Annotated in this window: 20 protein-coding genes; 11 read left to right on the top strand and 9 right to left on the bottom strand. The window is 55.0% G+C overall.

The features are described 5' to 3' along the window. The first annotated feature begins 7 nt into the window (after nucleotides 1-7). From QZR17_RS03435 to QZR17_RS03450, 4 genes are all read left to right on the top strand, one after another. Nucleotides 8-1,309 (top strand): hypothetical protein, encoded by a 1,302-nt coding sequence (locus QZR17_RS03435; protein WP_297127663.1) that lies wholly within the window; start codon nucleotides 8-10, stop codon nucleotides 1,307-1,309. A gap of 158 nt (nucleotides 1,310-1,467) precedes the next feature. Next, nucleotides 1,468-2,025 (top strand): HAD hydrolase-like protein, encoded by a 558-nt coding sequence (locus tag QZR17_RS03440; protein WP_297127665.1) that lies wholly within the window; start codon nucleotides 1,468-1,470, stop codon nucleotides 2,023-2,025. 2 nt (nucleotides 2,026-2,027) lie between these two features. After that, nucleotides 2,028-2,714, top strand: a complete 687-nt coding sequence (locus tag QZR17_RS03445; RefSeq protein WP_297127667.1) for a phosphoribosyltransferase — start codon at nucleotides 2,028-2,030, stop codon at nucleotides 2,712-2,714. Beyond that, complete coding sequence (locus tag QZR17_RS03450; protein ID WP_297127669.1) at nucleotides 2,711-3,724, top strand: DNA-processing protein DprA; 1,014 nt, start codon at nucleotides 2,711-2,713, stop codon at nucleotides 3,722-3,724. Before QZR17_RS03445 ends, QZR17_RS03450 begins: the two co-directional genes overlap by 4 nt. 198 nt (nucleotides 3,725-3,922) lie before the next feature. Here QZR17_RS03450 and QZR17_RS03455 read toward each other — a convergent pair whose 3' ends face one another. Further along, nucleotides 3,923-5,347: a Gfo/Idh/MocA family oxidoreductase gene (locus QZR17_RS03455; protein WP_297127672.1), complete on the bottom strand. Its 1,425-nt coding sequence runs from the start codon at nucleotides 5,345-5,347 to the stop codon at nucleotides 3,923-3,925. Between the two features lie 189 nt (nucleotides 5,348-5,536). Here QZR17_RS03455 and QZR17_RS03460 point away from each other — a divergent pair, with 189 nt between their 5' ends. The 4 genes from QZR17_RS03460 (at nucleotide 5,537) to QZR17_RS03475 (ending at nucleotide 8,621) form a co-directional block, all read left to right on the top strand. Next, nucleotides 5,537-6,070, top strand: a complete 534-nt coding sequence (locus QZR17_RS03460) for a CD225/dispanin family protein (protein WP_297127674.1) — start codon at nucleotides 5,537-5,539, stop codon at nucleotides 6,068-6,070. A gap of 78 nt (nucleotides 6,071-6,148) precedes the next feature. Next, nucleotides 6,149-6,661: a CD225/dispanin family protein gene (locus tag QZR17_RS03465; protein WP_297127676.1), complete on the top strand. Its 513-nt coding sequence runs from the start codon at nucleotides 6,149-6,151 to the stop codon at nucleotides 6,659-6,661. Continuing rightward, entirely contained in the window at nucleotides 6,658-7,587 is a 930-nt protein-coding gene (locus QZR17_RS03470) for a formylglycine-generating enzyme family protein (RefSeq protein ID WP_297127678.1), read from the top strand. The genes QZR17_RS03465 and QZR17_RS03470 overlap by 4 nt, the downstream gene beginning before the upstream one ends. After that, the gene (locus QZR17_RS03475) at nucleotides 7,584-8,621 is read left to right on the top strand and encodes a hypothetical protein (RefSeq protein ID WP_297127680.1); all 1,038 of its coding nucleotides are present in this window, start codon (nucleotides 7,584-7,586) and stop codon (nucleotides 8,619-8,621) included. The genes QZR17_RS03470 and QZR17_RS03475 overlap by 4 nt, the downstream gene beginning before the upstream one ends. Nucleotides 8,622-8,634: 13 nt before the next feature. Here QZR17_RS03475 and QZR17_RS03480 read toward each other — a convergent pair whose 3' ends face one another. The 5 genes from QZR17_RS03480 to QZR17_RS03500 form a co-directional block, all read right to left on the bottom strand. Then, nucleotides 8,635-9,480 carry a glycoside hydrolase family 16 protein gene (locus tag QZR17_RS03480; RefSeq protein WP_297127682.1) on the bottom strand — a complete coding sequence of 282 codons (846 nt, stop codon included), beginning with the start codon at nucleotides 9,478-9,480 and terminating at the stop codon, nucleotides 8,635-8,637. A gap of 5 nt (nucleotides 9,481-9,485) precedes the next feature. Next, nucleotides 9,486-10,211 carry a YjjG family noncanonical pyrimidine nucleotidase gene (locus QZR17_RS03485; protein ID WP_297127684.1) on the bottom strand — a complete coding sequence of 242 codons (726 nt, stop codon included), beginning with the start codon at nucleotides 10,209-10,211 and terminating at the stop codon, nucleotides 9,486-9,488. Between the two features lie 147 nt (nucleotides 10,212-10,358). Next, a complete protein-coding gene (locus tag QZR17_RS03490) occupies nucleotides 10,359-11,249 on the bottom strand; it encodes a hypothetical protein (protein WP_297127686.1) in 891 nt (296 codons plus the stop codon). A gap of 64 nt (nucleotides 11,250-11,313) precedes the next feature. Further along, a complete protein-coding gene (gene rsmI / locus QZR17_RS03495) occupies nucleotides 11,314-12,021 on the bottom strand; it encodes a 16S rRNA (cytidine(1402)-2'-O)-methyltransferase (protein ID WP_297127688.1) in 708 nt (235 codons plus the stop codon). 6 nt (nucleotides 12,022-12,027) lie between these two features. Continuing rightward, nucleotides 12,028-12,513 carry a hypothetical protein gene (locus QZR17_RS03500; protein WP_297127691.1) on the bottom strand — a complete coding sequence of 162 codons (486 nt, stop codon included), beginning with the start codon at nucleotides 12,511-12,513 and terminating at the stop codon, nucleotides 12,028-12,030. 253 nt (nucleotides 12,514-12,766) lie between these two features. Here QZR17_RS03500 and clpP point away from each other — a divergent pair, with 253 nt between their 5' ends. Genes clpP through dusB form a run of 3 tightly spaced genes read left to right on the top strand, consistent with a single transcriptional unit; the run spans nucleotide 12,767 to nucleotide 15,788 of the window. Next, on the top strand, nucleotides 12,767-13,465 hold the full coding sequence (gene clpP / locus QZR17_RS03505; RefSeq protein WP_297127692.1) for an ATP-dependent Clp endopeptidase proteolytic subunit ClpP: 699 nt from the start codon (nucleotides 12,767-12,769) through the stop codon (nucleotides 13,463-13,465). 59 nt (nucleotides 13,466-13,524) lie between these two features. Continuing rightward, nucleotides 13,525-14,808, top strand: a complete 1,284-nt coding sequence (gene clpX / locus QZR17_RS03510) for an ATP-dependent Clp protease ATP-binding subunit ClpX (protein WP_070467396.1) — start codon at nucleotides 13,525-13,527, stop codon at nucleotides 14,806-14,808. Beyond that, a complete protein-coding gene (dusB, locus tag QZR17_RS03515; protein ID WP_297127694.1) occupies nucleotides 14,805-15,788 on the top strand; it encodes a tRNA dihydrouridine synthase DusB in 984 nt (327 codons plus the stop codon). The genes clpX and dusB overlap by 4 nt, the downstream gene beginning before the upstream one ends. A 125-nt stretch (nucleotides 15,789-15,913) precedes the next feature. Here dusB and QZR17_RS03520 read toward each other — a convergent pair whose 3' ends face one another. The 3 genes from QZR17_RS03520 to QZR17_RS03530 form a co-directional block, all read right to left on the bottom strand. Continuing rightward, nucleotides 15,914-16,414 carry a YbjN domain-containing protein gene (locus QZR17_RS03520; protein WP_297127696.1) on the bottom strand — a complete coding sequence of 167 codons (501 nt, stop codon included), beginning with the start codon at nucleotides 16,412-16,414 and terminating at the stop codon, nucleotides 15,914-15,916. Between the two features lie 41 nt (nucleotides 16,415-16,455). Continuing rightward, on the bottom strand, nucleotides 16,456-16,608 hold the full coding sequence (locus tag QZR17_RS03525) for a hypothetical protein (protein ID WP_297127698.1): 153 nt from the start codon (nucleotides 16,606-16,608) through the stop codon (nucleotides 16,456-16,458). Nucleotides 16,609-16,621: 13 nt separating this feature from the next. After that, the coding region (locus QZR17_RS03530; RefSeq protein WP_297127701.1) for a YbjN domain-containing protein at nucleotides 16,622-17,085 on the bottom strand (464 nt) is incomplete at its 5' end.

Here is a 17,085-nt window from a genome sequence, read left to right on the forward strand (position 1 = left end):
CATCAAGATGGACTACGTAACTATCCTTCGCAAAGGCAGCTTCACAGATTTTTTCAAGTATGGCAGACTCAAGATCTTCCATGCTGTGCCAATGAGTGGAAAATTGGAAGCGCATGCCGATGACAAAGAGCTCTTTGACCATACTGCAGAGGGGATGAACCCCTATGACTACACCTCTGAGTATATACTTATAGTCTTTCACACCGATGACGCCATCGAGCAATTCCCCATCGAGATCTGCATCGAGAGTGTGGAGACGGTGTATGCGCTGGATGAAACCGGTCGCAATGCTCTATCACTATCTTTTGACCATAGGATTGATATTAGAGTCTCACCATGGGAGACCTTCTTTGAAGAGCATCACATTGACCAACTTGTGGAGCAGAGCAAGCGAGGAGCACGCAACCTTTGGCGGATCTTTGACTTCGATGACAAAGACCTTGGGCACTGCGAGAAGATAATCAGCACTGACATCATAAGAGAGGCTATCTCAAGCCTCTACAGGAGTAAGAAACCCGTAGGGGATCTCTCCCCGTGGGTTTATCTCTTGCGGTACGAGAGACACGACCCGTACCCAAAGAATATGCTTGGCTATTTCTACGATATGATAGGGGTGGTGATGACATGGAAGTACCAGGGGCGCGTGGATAATAACTTCGGGGTAAGTGAGACAGTTGCAGGCGGGATTTTGAAGAGCACCTGGGAAACGATCAGTCACCCATACTCCAGAGTGAAAAACGACCAGCTCAGTACTTTGGCATCCCGTATTAAAGATGAAAAAATCGCTGCCGCAGCAAAAGACACAACAGGAGTAGATTTTCACTTGATCGCTCCCTTCTTTCTCTGCCTTAAGGATCTCTACGCGAGCGATGAGGACAGAAAGGATCAAGAGAAAATGGGTAAGCAGATCTCAAGCTACGGACTGGAAGGCAAAGTAGCTACCTATCTACTCGGAGTCACACTTGGGTACGATAGGACTTACGATCTCCTATACGATAAGATCAAGCTCCCGTTCTTTAAGGAAAATAACACCTCAAGAGAAAGATCGGGATCTGCTACCGACATCAAACCGGAGCAGAGAGTACAGCGGCAGTCCCTAGGCTTAGAGGACGACAGAGAAGAAGCGAAATATTGGTTTCGCAATATCAAGAGTCATGAGATTGAGAAGATGGCCCCTGGCACTGTGGACAAAGGCTGGAAACCGGTGCAAAAATTCACGAAGGAAAACAAGACTGACATCATAATAAGGAGAAAACTTAACTTTGAGGAAGAGAGACACAAGCAACAGGAATGGAACAAGAGGAGATAAGTCATATGGTGGCTCAGCCCAAGATGGTCACGCACGACTGAACTGATCCTACAACTCCCCTTGTAAATCACTACTTTTGGGGCAGTCGTAAGGCACCATACTGCAAGCCACCGGATGAAGCCTAATTTATGCAGGAGAGGACCGATCAGACCTGTTACGTGAGTGAGCAAACCACCTTCTTTTTTGACCTCGATGGCACGCTGGTCAATACCGACTATGCCAATTATCTCTCTTACAGGGGGGCTATAGCAGCCGTTATGAGGGATGATACTCCTGCGCCACCCTACGACCCCACGAGACGTCTCAATCGTAGCCGGCTGAGATCTTTGTACCCCTCTCTCTCTCAGACTGACTATGACAAAATAATCGTGGAGAAAGAGATGCTCTACAGAGATTATCTATCGGAGACAACCACTATCAAGGACAATGCAGATCTCCTCCTCAAGTATGCCCCCTCGCACGAGATCGTACTCGTCACCTATTGCCGACTAAGTAGGGCACTGGACACGCTATCATACCATGGTCTGACCGATAAGTTTGCCACCTTGCTCTGTCGAGAAGCTATTCCTGACGGACAAGCAACCGACAAATACAGCAATGCCATCCACCTATTGGGCATCCCGCCAGATCACATCATAGCCTTTGAGGACGAGGAGTCCGAGATAGCATGTGCACTCAATGCCGGCATTATTACGATCAACCCCAATCACCTTTGACAATGCAAGCATTTACCATCAAGAGTTGCTTCTCATGGTACACCCACCCCGTTATAGGTAGCAGTGAGCGGGGGGTCTTCCTGAAGAGTGACATCAGCGCCTACTATCACGATGATTACCATAGTGGTGACCAAGGATACCGCAGCACTCAAGGCACGGTAGAGAATATCATCACGACTCTCAAAAACCAATTTAGAAACACAAGCATAGACCTTCTAGAGCGCACAAGCGAGGATATGCTGGATATACTGAAGAGAGACCTACCACTCATACTCATATTGTCGGGAAAGGAAGAGCTCACTATCTGCGCCATTCCCAGATCAAAGGCAGAGAGTAGCTATCTACCTGAGCAACTTTTCCTCAAGAATACCATCAAGGCATACGCCACTGACCAAGATGGATTTCACGACGGCACCGACTATATCATCAGGCACACGGACACCAAGACCACACATATGAGTAAGACCTCATATGGAGGCACCGGAGATATGCCATACCCCGGCATTACGAAGGCTACCTGTAGCATTTCGGAGGAGGTCCGTGGGAAGGACATCTTACTTATAGATGACTTATACACGGAGGGGGTCAGCATTGACGAGGATGCCATCCAGGCATTGCTCGACAATGGTGCCGAGTCGGTGATATTTTACTCATTGGGCAAAACTCTCAAGCGACCAAACCAGCAATGATGAAGTACACAGAAAATGCGCTTAATGTACTGACAGCGAAGTCGTACAGAGGGATCGGCAATGCATGGATAGTAAGGAACTTAAGTCATAATGAGGACGTCGAAACAATCGTCTCCCGGCTCAACCGGAAAAACGAACAAGAGCCTACCAGCGTAGAGGCATTCATGGAGCTGAGGCAAAAGTACGAGTCTGCCATACTCAATAAGTTGCACGGCTACTGTGATGGCTTTGTAGCATTGGGGGACAAGGACTTTCCGCAGCATAGGGGACGTGTGTCAGATGGCAAAAGACCTGTATTTCTCTATTACAGAGGGGACATCAGGCTACTCGACACGGCTAATACCAATATCTCCGTCATCGGGCTACTAAATCCCTCAGAGCAAGTCGAGACTCGAGAGAGGCAGCTCGTCTCTCAGCTCGTTAAGAGTGGCGCAACCATAGTCAGTGGTCTGGCCTTAGGGTGCGACAGCATTGCTCACGAAGAAGCACTGGCATCCGGAGGAAAAACAATTGCAATCTTGCCAAGCCCTCTGACAGACATCCTCCCCACGAGCAACAGGAGCCTGGCTTCTCAGATAGTTGAGAAGGGTGGACTCCTGGTGACAGAGTACGGGAATGGCTTCAGGAGCAAAATGGAGCTCAACACTCGCTACAACGAGCGTGATAGGCTACAGGCCTTGTTTTGCGATGCCATTGTGCTGGCGGCAAGTTACTCGAGAGACTCATCGGACTTGTGGAAAGATCTTGCCGACCAAAAGCTTGACAGCGGGGCACGATTAGCTATGGGCTTTGCCAAAGAATTCAATATCCCTCGAGCTGTGATGTATGACAGAGTCCGTGACGCAGAGGACCCTATGTACGATCTATCAAGAGAGATCATACAAGAGTCTCCGGGCATAATGGTCATCACACCGGACAATATCGCTGACTCCGCTAAGCAGCTCACATCGATAGGCGAGACGGCTGGCAAACCTCTGAGAGCACCTGGGCTGCCCTTTGAGGACAATTGAGATCCTCGCTGAGATGGCGTAAAACTAATATCGGTATTAGTGTGATCTAATACCGATATTAGTCTTCTCTTTTACCGATATTAGAGCAAGCTAATACCGGTAAAAGATTAGTGCACTGAGAGACAGTCGGGTAAGAAATAGATGAAGCACCGCCCCGGGTAGGGGGTGGTGCTTCCTCAGATGGCTATGGGATGGGGATCAGTCGCCGATCATGTAGTGGTGGTAGCCCTTGAGGCTCTGCCAGGCTCCACGGGTGAAGTCGGGTACCTCGACGGGAGCGAAGCCGTGCTCAAGGGAGATCTGGGAGAGCGGGATCAGTGAGCACCACTCTGCCATATCGTAGACATCCATATCGAGTGGCAGGCCATTTCGGAGGCAGTAGATGAGACGGTAGTCCATGATGAAGTCCATACCACCGTGGCCGCCTACCTCCTTGGCACGTTGCTCCAGCTCACGTGTGATGGGGTGCTTGTACTTCTCGTAGAGCTCCTTCTGCATCTCGGGGCTGACCCAGCTGTGGGTGGACAAGTCGTCCACAGCGGGCATGCCGGCATCCTTCAGGTCCGTGCCGGCAAAGGCGTAGTGCTCGGCGGGGTACTTGGAGGCGTAGCCCTTGGTGCCGGCGACGTTGTATTGGCGGCTGTAGGGGCGATGCGTGGTGACATCGTGGTGGATGAAGATGGTGCGTCCCTTCTCCGTGCGGATCATCGTCATGGTGTGCTGACCATTGGCCACCTTGGCATCCTTGACTCCACGTACCTCCTCCAGGTAGGCGGGGAGGTTGCGGGGAGTGGTGTCCATGGAGACGAGGACATTCATCTTATCTCCGCGGTGAAGATCAAGGATCTGAGCAGCGGGACCCATGCCGTGGGTCGGGTAGACATCGCCACGGTGCTTGATATTGTAGTCCATGCGCCAGTCTCCCTCGTAGTAGGGCCAGAACTCCTCCAGATTGTGGATATAGCCTCCCTCGGCATAGACGATGTCACCGAGGAGACCCTTATTCTTCATATTAAGGGTGGTCATCTCGAAGAAGTCGTAAACGCAATTCTCCAGCATCATGCAGTGCTTGCGGGTCCGCTCGGAAGTGTCGATGAGCGTCCAGATGTCGTCCAGCGAGAAGGCGGCGGGCACCTCGACAGCGACGTGCTTGCCCTGCTCCATGGCGTACTTTGCCATCTCGACGTGGGTCTGCCAGTCGGTCACGATGTAGATTAGGTCGAGGTCGGGACGCTTCACGAGCTTCTTCCACACATCCTCTGATCCGTAGTAGAGCTTTGCCGAGTGGCGGCCATTCTTCTCGAGGATAGCGTTGCTCTTCTCCGCCCGGTCCTGGTGAAGGTCGCAGAGAGCCACTACATCCGTGCCCTCGATGACCGAGAGGCGGTCGACGGCACTCACGCCACGCATACCGAGACCGATGATGCCGATCCGGACCGTCTGGAGCTTCGGGGCACGGAAGGCCAGCATATCCTGCTGTCCGGCAGGTCGCTCCGGGACCTTTGTCTGGATCACGCGCGAGCAGGCCTTCTCCTGCCCTCCCTTCTTGGCGCAGCAGTCCTGAGCTATTGCGGGAGAGATCATAAGTGCGGACAGCAATGCAGCCGCGAGATACCTCATCATTTTCATAAGTTCGTAGGCATTGATGATTATTTTATACTTGCATAAAGCAAATATAAAAAATTAGTCAGATGTAAACTTCTTTTTGCGGGGGTACAAGCAAAGACAAGGGACGGGCACGCTATCTCCCGGAAAGAGGGATGGAAAGCGCCCGTTTTTGCCTACATTTGTGGGACATAAAGAGATACCGACATGACAGACCATAGATACTACTTTTACATCGAGGATGGGCAGCAGCGAGGACCGGTGGCGATCGATCAGCTACCGGGGCTGATCACCCCGCAGACTCTCGTCTGGCGGGAGGGAATGGCGGAGTGGATAATTGCGGACCGGATCCCGGAGGTCCACGCTCTGCTCAGCACGGCAGGGAGCGTGACCGCAGACGCACCACAGCAGCCCACCTATCCTGCGCCCCCGGCAACACCGGCAGTGCCAAGCCCCCTCTATCAGCCGACAAAGCCAAATAACTATCTCGTCTGGTCGATCCTGCTGACGATCCTCTGTGGCAGCGTCCCCGGCATGATTGGCATCGCCCTCGGGATCACTTGCAACCAGAGGTACGCTGAGGGAGACTACAAGGGAGCTGAGCTGGCCTCCTCGATGGCCAAGAATTGCATCATAGTCAGCGTGGTCCTTGCACTGATCTTGATAGGCGTCCTAGCGATGATGCTGACTTCCTTTGGCAGTGCGCTGTACTCACTTACCGATATGCTGGAGAATAGCTGAGGAAGATACGGAGATAGGGGCTAATAGTGTACCTTTGTCTCCTGACCGAGCAGGTCACAATTCACTAAAAGTCCCATTATGGATAAGGAGTACTACTACATAGATGATCAAGGGGAGCGATTTGGTCCCTACACGCTGGAGATCTTCAGGCTACTACCGCTAAGGAGCCGGAGCTACGTGTGGTCAACAGGTATGGAGGAGTGGATCACCGCCGGTGAGATGAAAGAGCTGGATGGTTTCATCCAGAAGATCGAGCCCACCCCCGGCATCCCCACTGATACAGCTGAGCCGGAGCCCTTGACCGAAAGGACTGCCCCCGCGACAGAGGTTAGTGTCTCAGCAGAGCCGATGCCAAAGACCTGGCTGACGGAGTCGATAGTGCTGACGCTCCTCTGCTCGGTCATAGGACTGATCCCCTTTTTCCACGGGATGCAGGTGCGCAGCCTCTACCGTATGGGCGACTACGAGGGGGCTGCGAGAGAGTCTGCGACTGCTAAGAAATGGCTCTTCATAGCTGCAGCCATCGGTCTGGTAGTCGATGCACTCTACCTCTTATTCTTCAGAGATAATCTTCCCATAGCCCTGCCATGAGACAGAGATACAAGACACTGCTCTTTCTCCTTATGCTCCTCTCTCTCCCTGACATACACGGACAGTCCTACCGGGTCATCTCCAATCCCGCCGAGGCAATCATCGGTCAGATGGTGCCGGTCCCGGGAGGCTCATTTGTCTTACCCGGGACTGACAAGCCCACGGAGGTGAAGGCCTTCCTGATAGGCACCCACGAAGTGACGCAGAGGGAGTACCACTTCATCACGGGCGAGGATCCATCCTTCTACTCCAGTCCGGACAAGTCGCGCTTAGCAGGCTTCAACGGAGAGGGGATCTACCGTAGCGATACCTACAAGAGACCGGTGGAGAGCATCTCCTGGTACGATGCGGTGAACTACTGCAATAAGCTGAGCCTCCACGACAATCTGACACCGGTCTACACCATCACCGGCAACACGGTCACAAGAGACGATGAGGCCGATGGCTATCGTCTGCCTACGGAGGCGGAGTGGATGTGGGCCGCCATGGAGGCGGACAAGACGCAAGTGACAGCAAAGTGGTCAGGCGGTCTCGGGCTGGCACTCCCTCGCTATGCGTGGTACCGGACCAATGCCTATGCGGAGTGGAACCCGCTCTACAACCCTGCCGATATGATTAAGCGACCGGAGTATGGCACCCGCAGCGTCGGCACGAAGAGCCCCAATAAGCTGGGCCTATACGACATGTCCGGAAACGTCTGGGAGTGGTGCGAGGACTGGTATGGTGAGCGGACACCCGCCTACGGAGGACCCTCGGAGGGGGTCTACCGGGTCGCAAAGGGCGGATCCTTCCACTCTCCGGCACTCGCCCTCCACCTGGACTATAGAAGAAAGCAACTCCCCGACTGCCCCAGCCGCCTAATCGGCTTTCGGGTCGTGCGCTCCCTGAGAGCAGACGAGCAGACAAGCAATACCGATCAGCCATGAGCGACACCCTGAGAAAAACCCTTTACCTGCTCCTGCTCACCCTGCCGACCCTCACACTGGCAACCGGACAGACCTTAGAGATGGCAAAGACACAGATTGATAAGCTGGCAGAGATTGACGAAAAAAGCTTCGTCTCTTATGCCGATGACAACACCTACGATGAGGAGTACTTCGGAGAGAAGGAGCCTGCCACCATCTACTACCCGAAGGATCTGAAGGAGAGAGGCAAAGTGCCTGCAGTGATCATCGTGCATGGGTTCAATTGCAAGCAGAAGTTTCTCCAAAAGCTCCCGAAGCAACTAAGCTCACACGGATTTATCTGCATCATCTACACCGCTCTGGACCAGAAGCGCCCCTTCCAGTGGCCTCCCGGGCTGATGGCTGCCTACGAGATCCTACGAGGTGAGAGCATGCGACCGAACAGCCCCATCTACGACCATGTGGACCTCAGTGCGGTGGCACTCGTAGGGCACTCGATGGGTGGTGCCGGAGTACTCCACACCGCCATGATGCCCTACCCTAATGGTCTGAGTGGTAAGATAAAGACCGTCATCGGACTCAATCCCTACAACGGCGGTCCAATGATGGCAGAAGTGGGCGGTGGCGCCAATGACGGACTCGGGGACGACCTCTCCCACCTGCGGATCCCGACTATGATCGTCACCGGGAGCTACGACATCATTGCCTTCCCATGGAAGTCCCTTGCCTTCTACAACAGCCTCCAAGGGTCGGCCAAGCACGCCTTCCTCTCCATCGAGAAGATGGACCATGCCGACTGGTACTTCATCCCGAGCGAGCCCAATTACCCGACCGTGCGCGCCATCGTCTACCTCTGGCTGATGGCCTACCTCGCCGATGATCCCTCCTACCGAGATTACTTCGTCGACAGGCCAGGCAGTACCTTTGATCGGTACATCAAGCCGGTCCTCGGCAATACCCCCAACCCCCTCACGCGCGGTGGTGAGCCCTTCCCGCCCTACCTGCTGTCCGACGAGGGTCTCGACCAAGCACCGAAGGACGACCCCATTAATTAGGGGTTCTAATCCCTTATCTGTCCCCCTCAAGGGTGAGAATAGCTTCCTCAGACGGCACACTAAGATGTGAATCCGTAGTAGGGAGAGGGAGGTAGTGGCGGATGTAGTCTATCTCCAGAGTGAGCGGGTGCTCCGGTGGCACCGGCTGACCTACCCAAGAGCCTCCCATCTGGGCTGACAGGATGAGGTAAAAGGGGTAAGGAAACTGCTCCTCGCCCACCACGACACGAGGGTAGGTGTGGCACAGTCGATCATTCACCAAGAGCAATATCTGATGCTCCTCGATCACTACGCTGTAGACATTGAAGCAGCTCGAGTCGATCCCAATGGCGCTCCCGCGATCGGGTCCGGCGTAGTCCTCTCGCTCAGTCAGTCCGTTGTGGACCGTCTGGTAGACGATGGAGTCTTGATTGAGGTGCTCCATAATGTCTATCTCGCCATTACGAGGCCACGACACATCGGAGGCATAGCCGAGCATCCAGATAGCAGGCCAAAATCCCTGGCCACTGTCAAATCGGGCACGCACATCGATGCGTCCCAGCGTGATCTCCTGCTTCCCCTTGCCCCAGAGTCCGGCGGTAACGTAGGTGCAGGTGGTGCGGTCACAGTCAGCCCGGAGCTTCAGTGTCCCTCCCGAGATCTCCATCAGGTCAGGGCGCTCCGACGTCATATGGCGAGCCCAGTCGTAGGGCTGAGCCGGGATGACACTCCAGAGGGTGCTGTCCGGGGTCTCCGATGCGAAGTCCTCCTCCCACACGAGCCGATAGCCCTCATACTGTAGCCGATCTGCCTCCTGTCCCACGCAGAGACCGGCAACGAGGATCGACGAGAAGAGAGTAAGCAAGCACCTATCCATCATACGTGTCAGGTAAAGGAAGTGAAGCTCCTCAGCAGGGGCGGAATCTCGGAGAGTCGGCTCACCTCGTATAGGGGCACTCTGAGCGGTTCGTCCGGGCGAGCCTGACCTCGGAGGTTAAACCATATCGCCGGCAGTCCGGCATTGTCTGCCCCCTGGATATCCGACTCCCAGTCGTCTCCGATCATCACCGTCTCCGAGCGCCGTGAGCGAGAGCGAGAGAGCGCGTAGTCAAAGATCGCCTTACTCGGCTTATTGATCCCCGCCATCTCGCTCAGCACGATGCAGTCCACGTAGGGCAGGATCCCCGCTGCGGTCATTTTCCGATGCTGCACCTCCATGAATCCATTGGAGAGGATCACGATCCGATAGCGACGACGCAGCTCCTGCAGCAGCTCGATGGCCCCGGGGATCGTCTCCTTCTTCGTTGCGGTGAGCGAGAGGAATTGCCGATTGATCTCGTCAAGGAGCTGCTCATCGAGTGGCCCCATAAAGTGCTCAAGAGGCTCCTTGAAGCGCCTCACGGTAAGCTCCGGCTTTGTGATCTCACCGACACGGTAAAGATGCCAGAGATGATCATTGATCGGCTGATAGACATCTCTCAGGGTCTCGAAGGAGTCGATCCATCGGCTCCACCCTCGTGCCTCATACACCTCACGCAAGGCAGACTGGTTATTACGGGTAGTCGCCCAAAGCGTATCGTCGAGGTCGATCAGCACCGTCTTTACTATCATAGGTGAAAATAGGGGGGGTAGTTATTCTTGCACAAAAAGAGACGAGGTAAGGAACAGGACACTCCTCGCCTCGTCTCAAGATAGATATCGGGTGAGACCTTTTTGGGAAAAAAGGCTCAGGTAGTTACTTACTCTAAAGGACGGAGATCACTCCACCTCTACGACGAGATACTTGCTTCGGCTCCAGAAGTCCTTCTGATTGTCGATGACAAGCGTCTGATTGCCGTCTGCATCCTTCTCGAAGTGGTATGAAGAGGCAGGATGCTGAGTGCGCAGATGCGCCTTGGCGGCAAAGAGCGCGATCGTCGTCAGGTCGCGGGTGTCCACCTGCTTGAAGTAGTCCTGATTGAAGCCCTCAGGAAGCACTTTTGCCTTGGAGAAGAGACCACCACCCTTGATGATATTCTCCTCCTTCAGCTCACTGAGCGTCCCGAAGCAGTAGTAAGCGCGGTGCAGGGCAGCGTCCTGGTCCTGCAGTCGCTTATTCTGGATCGCGATGGTCGCCTCACTTACAGCGCCCTTCTCTGACTGCTCGGTGATGAGACTATCCTGGCGGGCAATCATTCCCCGAGCGCTCTCGAGGTCAGCCTGGAGAGACTGGATCATCTGATCCTTCTCGGCGATCTGGCTGGTAAGGAGACTGATCTTCTTATCGAGGGCAGCGATATTGATGCCACTGCGCTTCAGCTTCTCCTGTTGCTGGGCAAGGTTCTGCTTATTCTCCTGCAGTGTCTGGCGCAGCAGCGAGATCTCATCCATGATGCGCTGCTTCTGAGACTGATTGAGCTCTCCCTTGAGAGCGTCAGCCTGCACACGATGCTCGGCATCAGCGATCTGGCTGAGGTTGCCCTCCACCTCGTTGATGATGCCGATGGCCTCATTGAGATCAGCCTGATTCTTATCACTCTGCATCAGCAGAGAGTCATAGCTGGTCTTCAGCTTGTCGTAGCTGGATCCCTTGTTACCGGTACAGCCGACTACCATTAGCGTAAGAGCCACTGAGGCTCCGGCTAAGGTCTTGACTAATGATCTGATCATACTCTTCTATTATTGTCTTACTTAGTTTCTATCACGGAGGTCACCATTGAACTCCGCCACAAAATTATCGAAATTTATTCTTGTGCACCTTCTCCCCCTTAGGTAGCCCCTCTACCACGAGGACCATCTCCCCCTTAGGCTCCTCAGTAGCAAAGTGTTGTAGTAGCTCCGATGGGACGCCCCTCAGGTACTCCTCGTACCTTTTAGAGATCTCTCGAGCAAGGACGACGCGTCGCGTATCGCCATACAGCTCGCCTATCTCCTCGAGCAGCCTGACGATGCGGGTGGGGGCCTCGTAGAAGATCGTAGTCTCCTCCCGCTCCTCGAGTGCCCTCAGTCTGGTGAGACGCCCCTTCTTGTGCGGCAGAAAGCCCTCGAAGACAAAGCGATCACATGGCAGCCCTGAGGCAACGACGGCAGGGATCACTGCCGTAGCTCCCGGCAGACAGCTCACCTCGATGCCCGCCTCGACGCAGGAGCGGACGAGGAGAAACCCCGGGTCAGAGATCCCCGGTGTGCCGGCATCGGAGATCAGGCACACCCGGCGCCCCTGAGAGATCTCCTCCGTCACCCGCTCGACGATCTTATGCTCATTGAATATATGATAGCTGATCATCGGTGTCTCGATGCCATACTCTCGCAGCAGGGTCGCTGAAGTGCGGGTGTCCTCCGCCAGGATCAGGTCCGCCTCGCGGAGGAGGCGGACAGCCCTGTAGGTCATGTCCTCGAGATTGCCCACCGGAGTGGGGATGATGGTCAGTGGTGTACTCATGGTAGACTATCTCCGAGTAGAGCAGGAGAGGACAAAGTCGCAGAAGCGCTTCCCCTCCTCCGAATCCATATCGACGCCGAGTGTCTCCGTAAGGTAGTGCCACACCTGAGAGAGGGAGCTGAGTCGGTCGATCTCCTCGAGGACCCTATTGAGCTCGGGGCGATTGCCACCGAAGAGTCCATTGGCGAAGAAGAAAGAGTCAGCTACCGACAGTTGCCCAGCGGTGTGGAAGTCGACCAGCGGCTCAAAGGCGGTCTCCAGAGTCAGCTCTGGGACCTTCTCCTCCAGATCCTGATCCACCATGACGGGTGCGCCACCGCTCACCGGGGAGGTGCACTCCTCAGCGATAGGCACCTCCTCCACCTCCTCCAGATCAGGGGTTGCGGGCGTCTCGTAGAGATCGGTCACCTCATCGCGTATCTCCGTCAGCTCCTGTATCAGCTGATTGATACGCTCCACCAGCCGGGCTCCATTACCATTTACTTCACTCATGACGATTGATGATGAGTCATTTATTACTCTCACAAAGGTACAAAAATTGGTCACCTCGGGCTATTGTACTCTAATACCGATATTAGTGCGCTCTAATACCGGTAAAAGAATTTCCTAATATCGGTATTAGAGAAACGGCTGAGGGGATGGGAAAAAGAGGGGGGCACTTTTTGGTACCTTTGCTATGCCGAAGAGGGTCTTGGCTCAGTTTTTGCACCTCTCTTCTTGGCAATCAATTTATACGACTATATATATGAGCAATTACTCAGACGAATTTCAGAGATACGCCACGAAGCACCTCGGGATGAACTCGCTGGCGCTGGATCAGTATACGAAGTTTAATTCCGAAGCCTCTCGCGGCTACGTCAATCCCACCATCATCGAGGAGCGACAGCTCAATATCGCCCAGATGGACGTCTTCAGCCGACTGATGATGGACCGGATCATCTTCCTCGGCTCCGCCATCGACGACTATGTCGCCAATGTGATCCAGGCGCAGCTCCTCTTCCTGGAGTCAAGCGACCCCGGCAAGGACATCTCCATCTATATCAATAGCCCCGGCGGCTCGGTCTATGCCGGCTACGGGATCTACGACACGATGCAGTACATCGACTGCAATGTCAGCACCATCGCCACAGGCATGGCTGCCAGCATGGCATCGATCATCCTCGTTGCGGGGACTAAGGGGAAGCGCTTTGCCCTCCCCCACTCCCGCGTGATGATCCATCAGCCACTTGGCGGGACCCAGGGTCAGGCCTCCGATATGGAGATCACGGTGCGCGAGATCCTGAAGGTGAAGCAGGAGCTCTACGAAATCCTCGCCAAGCACACCGGTCAGACGGTCGAGCAGATCGAGAAGGACTCCGACCGCGACCACTGGCTCCGGGCGGAGGAGGCAAGGGAGTACGGCCTCGTGGATAAGGTGCTCATCAAGAGCAAGGAGCAGAAGTAATGGCAAAGCGTAAGAAACCGACCTCTCACGACACAGACCTGGGAGGTGACGACGAGTGGATGTTTGGCGACGAGCACTTCTGCAGCGTCTGCGGTCGACCGGAGAGCATGGTCGACTTCGTGGCGCGCGGGCCCGTCGGCTACCTCTGCAACGAGTGCGCTGAGGCGGTCTACACGGCCCTCCAGGCATCTCAGAAGACCGATGCCGTGCACGAGAAGTACACAGCGCCCACCTTTGACAAGCTCCCCAAGCCTACCGAGATCGTCGCCTATATGGATAAGTACGTGATCGGTCAGGAGGCAGCCAAGCGCAGCCTTGCCGTAGCGGTGTACAACCACTACAAGCGGCTCTACAGCCGAGGCATCCTCGGCAATGGGGAGGAGGCTCGGGTGGATGACAAGGAGCTGGACGAGGTGGAGCTCGACAAGAGCAATATGATCGTCGTCGGGCCCACAGGTACCGGCAAGACCCTTCTCGCCCGCACCATCGCACGGATGCTCAAGGTCCCCTTCACCATCGTGGACGCTACCGTATTCACTCAGGCGGGCTACGTGGGCGAGGACATTGAGAGCATCCTCACGCGACTCCTGCAGGCGGCCGACTACGACGTCAAGCTGGCGGAGCGCGGGATCGTCTTCATCGACGAGATCGACAAGCTCGCCCGCAAGAGCGACAACCCCTCCATTACCCGGGATGTGGGTGGCGAGGGGGTGCAGCAGGGTCTCCTGAAGCTCCTCGAGGGTGAGGATGTCAATGTACCACCCAAGGGCGGACGCAAGCACCCCGATGCCGAGATGGTGGTGGTGAATACGGAGAATATCCTCTATATATGTGGTGGAGCCTTTGAGGGTATCGAGCGAAAGATCGCACAGCGGATGAATACCCACACCGTTGGCTATGCCAGCGCCACACGAGGGAAGAAGCGGGAGCAGGGAGACGACTTACTTAAGTACGTCACCCCGGCTGACCTCCGGAGCTACGGGCTGATCCCTGAGCTGATCGGGCGTCTCCCGATACTCACCTACCTCACCCCCCTGAGCCCCGAGGCGCTGAGGCAGATCCTGACGGAGCCGAAGAATGCGATCGCCAAGCAGTACACCAAGCTCTTTGCGATGGACGGCATCAAGCTGACGATCGATGAGGAGGTGTATGACTTCATTGTCCGGAAGGCGATCGACTTTGCCGTCGGTGCCCGAGGTCTGAGGAGCATCTTTGAGGGGATCATGACCGATGCGATGTTTGAGCTACCCTCTACGCGCAAGCGGACCTTTCACCTCACCCTGGACTACGCTCGGGAGCACTTCCGCGCCACCGACCTGGAGAGCATAGCGACAGAGGCGTGAGGATCGGGACGATAGACGTAGGAGAGCGCCCGGTGGTGCTGGCACCGATGGAGGATGTGACCGATCACCCCTTCCGCCGGATGTGTCACCGTATGGGGGCGGCACTGGTCTACTCAGAGTTTGTCAACGCTGATGCGATCGTGCGGGACATACCCAGCACGATGCGCAAGATGGAGCTCTACGAGGATGAGCGCCCGGTGGCGATACAGATCTACGGGCGGGATGCGGAGACGATGGCAGAGGCGGCAAGGATCGCCGCCGATGCGGGCCCGGACTTGATCGACATCAACTTTGGTTGCCCGGTGAAGAAGGTGGCAGGCAAGGGTGCCGGCTCAGGCCTCCTGCGCGATGTGCCCCGGCTCCTCGAGATCACCCGTGCGGTCGTGCAGGCGGTCTCCCTACCGGTGACGGTGAAGACACGCCTCGGCTGGGACAAGAACGACCTCATCATCACCGATCTGGCGCCTAAGCTGCAGGACTGTGGCATCGCCGCCCTGACGATCCACGGACGCACCCGCTCACAGATGTACAAGGGTGACGCGGACTGGTCCCTGATCCAGGCTGTGAAGGCGGATCCGCGCATCACCATCCCGATCATCGGCAATGGCGATGTGACGGATGGCGAGACGGCTCACCGGCGATTTGAGGAGACCGGCGTCGATGCCGTCATGGTGGGTCGCGGTGCGATCGGTCAGCCGTGGGTCTTTGAGGAGATACGGGCGATGCGCCACGGCGAGCCCAAGCCGCAGCACCCCAAGGAGTGGTACCTCGACTGTCTCAAGCAGCTCACCGAGGAGAATATCGAGCGCATCGGGGACGAGCTACGGGGGATCATCCATATGCGACGCCACCTGGCGATCACGCCTCTGCTGAAGGGCATCCCGGACTTCAAGCAACAGCGCGTGGCGATCCTCCGCGCTCAGACGAAGGCCGACCTCTTTGCCCTGCTCGATGATGCCATCACCCGCATTCCCGACTGAGTAGGACTGTCAATAAAAATCGGGGGCTGTGTCTTAGCAAGACACAGCCCCCGATTTTACAAGCCTTAGTGAATCCTACATCAGATCACTAATGAAAGGACACCACACTCGCACTCAGACAAGCCCTATTTCTTTGAGCCATCCGGATCATAGGCATCTACCAGTAACCTGCCTGCAAGAAGCAGATGATCTGTGTAAGTCGCAAAGTTGTCCATAAACACCCGAGCGGAATTATTGTAGGTCTCCACAGAGATCAGCACTACGCCGTTATCGCCAATAGAACACTTAACGCAGCGGCAATTGAGATTGATATTGTTCACCGCCTTAAGCAAAGCTACTTGATCATCCATACCTTCTGACGACAGGGCGTAACTAATTTGGACATAAAACGGAGCCGTTTCGTCCTCGATGGAAACTAATAAGTTATCACCCTCTTTCTTGAACCAAATGTCTCCATCTTCATCTACGGACGGGACAAACCCCTCATCCTTCAGGAGGCTGACAACAGAGTCTCGGAAGGCAATGTTTGCGGCTGAGCGCGGGGCAGTGGGTTCGTCGGCAAAGCAACTCAATGCCGACAGGGCGATAAGAAGCAGCGAAAAAGCAACTCTCCTATACATATTCATCTTGTAAAAAAACTGTTTGGTAATCGTGACGAGACGTAAGCTCAGATCATAGGTCGTCGCTTCATCGAGATCACTCCGGTGGGGGCCGAGGATGTCTCCGCCATCTGCCGTGCCAACGGGGTGACCGACCGCACCACCATCTTTGCCATCATCCGCGATGCAGCCGAATCACTAATGGATGGCGAAATACTCACACTCTGACAAGCTCTATTTCTTTGAGCCATCCGGATCATAAGCACCTGCCAGCAACCTGCCTGCCAGAAGCAGATGATCTGTGTAAGTCGCAAAGTTGTCCTTAAACACCTGAACGGTATTATTGTAGGTCTCCACAGAGATCAGCACTGCACCGTTATCGTCGTCCATAGCACACTTAACGCAGCGGCAATTGAGATTGATATTGTTCACAGCCTTAAGCAAAGCTACTTGATCATCCATACCTTCTGATGACAGGTAGTAGGAAATCTGGACATAAAACGGAGCCGCTTCGTCCTGGACGGAAACTAATAAGTTATCACCCTCTTTCTTGAACCAAATGTCACCATCTTCATCTACAGACGGGACAAACCCCTCATCCTTCAGGAGGCTGACAACAGAGTCTCGGAACGCAATATTAGCGGCTGAGCGCGGGGCAGTGGGTTCGTCGGCAAAGCAACTCAATGCCGACAGGGCGA

The sequence above is a fragment of the uncultured Porphyromonas sp. genome, from assembly GCF_900541275.1.
Classification (GTDB): Bacteria; Bacteroidota; Bacteroidia; order Bacteroidales; family Porphyromonadaceae; genus Porphyromonas_A.

Excerpts from the sequence above, each read along its gene's own strand:
- QZR17_RS03435 (WP_297127663.1), top strand. The coding sequence starts at position 8 with ATGGACTACGTAACTATCCTTCGCAAAGGCAGCTTCACAGATTTTTTC.
- QZR17_RS03445 (WP_297127667.1), top strand. The coding sequence starts at position 2,028 with ATGCAAGCATTTACCATCAAGAGTTGCTTCTCATGGTACACCCACCCC.
- QZR17_RS03450 (WP_297127669.1), top strand. The coding sequence starts at position 2,711 with ATGATGAAGTACACAGAAAATGCGCTTAATGTACTGACAGCGAAGTCG.
- QZR17_RS03455 (WP_297127672.1), bottom strand. The coding sequence starts at position 5,347 with ATGATGAGGTATCTCGCGGCTGCATTGCTGTCCGCACTTATGATCTCT.
- QZR17_RS03460 (WP_297127674.1), top strand. The coding sequence starts at position 5,537 with ATGACAGACCATAGATACTACTTTTACATCGAGGATGGGCAGCAGCGA.
- QZR17_RS03465 (WP_297127676.1), top strand. The coding sequence starts at position 6,149 with ATGGATAAGGAGTACTACTACATAGATGATCAAGGGGAGCGATTTGGT.
- QZR17_RS03470 (WP_297127678.1), top strand. The coding sequence starts at position 6,658 with ATGAGACAGAGATACAAGACACTGCTCTTTCTCCTTATGCTCCTCTCT.
- QZR17_RS03475 (WP_297127680.1), top strand. The coding sequence starts at position 7,584 with ATGAGCGACACCCTGAGAAAAACCCTTTACCTGCTCCTGCTCACCCTG.
- QZR17_RS03480 (WP_297127682.1), bottom strand. The coding sequence starts at position 9,480 with ATGATGGATAGGTGCTTGCTTACTCTCTTCTCGTCGATCCTCGTTGCC.
- QZR17_RS03485 (WP_297127684.1), bottom strand. The coding sequence starts at position 10,211 with ATGATAGTAAAGACGGTGCTGATCGACCTCGACGATACGCTTTGGGCG.
- QZR17_RS03490 (WP_297127686.1), bottom strand. The coding sequence starts at position 11,249 with ATGATCAGATCATTAGTCAAGACCTTAGCCGGAGCCTCAGTGGCTCTT.
- rsmI (WP_297127688.1), bottom strand. The coding sequence starts at position 12,021 with ATGAGTACACCACTGACCATCATCCCCACTCCGGTGGGCAATCTCGAG.
- QZR17_RS03500 (WP_297127691.1), bottom strand. The coding sequence starts at position 12,513 with ATGAGTGAAGTAAATGGTAATGGAGCCCGGCTGGTGGAGCGTATCAAT.
- clpP (WP_297127692.1), top strand. The coding sequence starts at position 12,767 with ATGAGCAATTACTCAGACGAATTTCAGAGATACGCCACGAAGCACCTC.
- clpX (WP_070467396.1), top strand. The coding sequence starts at position 13,525 with ATGTTTGGCGACGAGCACTTCTGCAGCGTCTGCGGTCGACCGGAGAGC.
- QZR17_RS03520 (WP_297127696.1), bottom strand. The coding sequence starts at position 16,414 with ATGAATATGTATAGGAGAGTTGCTTTTTCGCTGCTTCTTATCGCCCTG.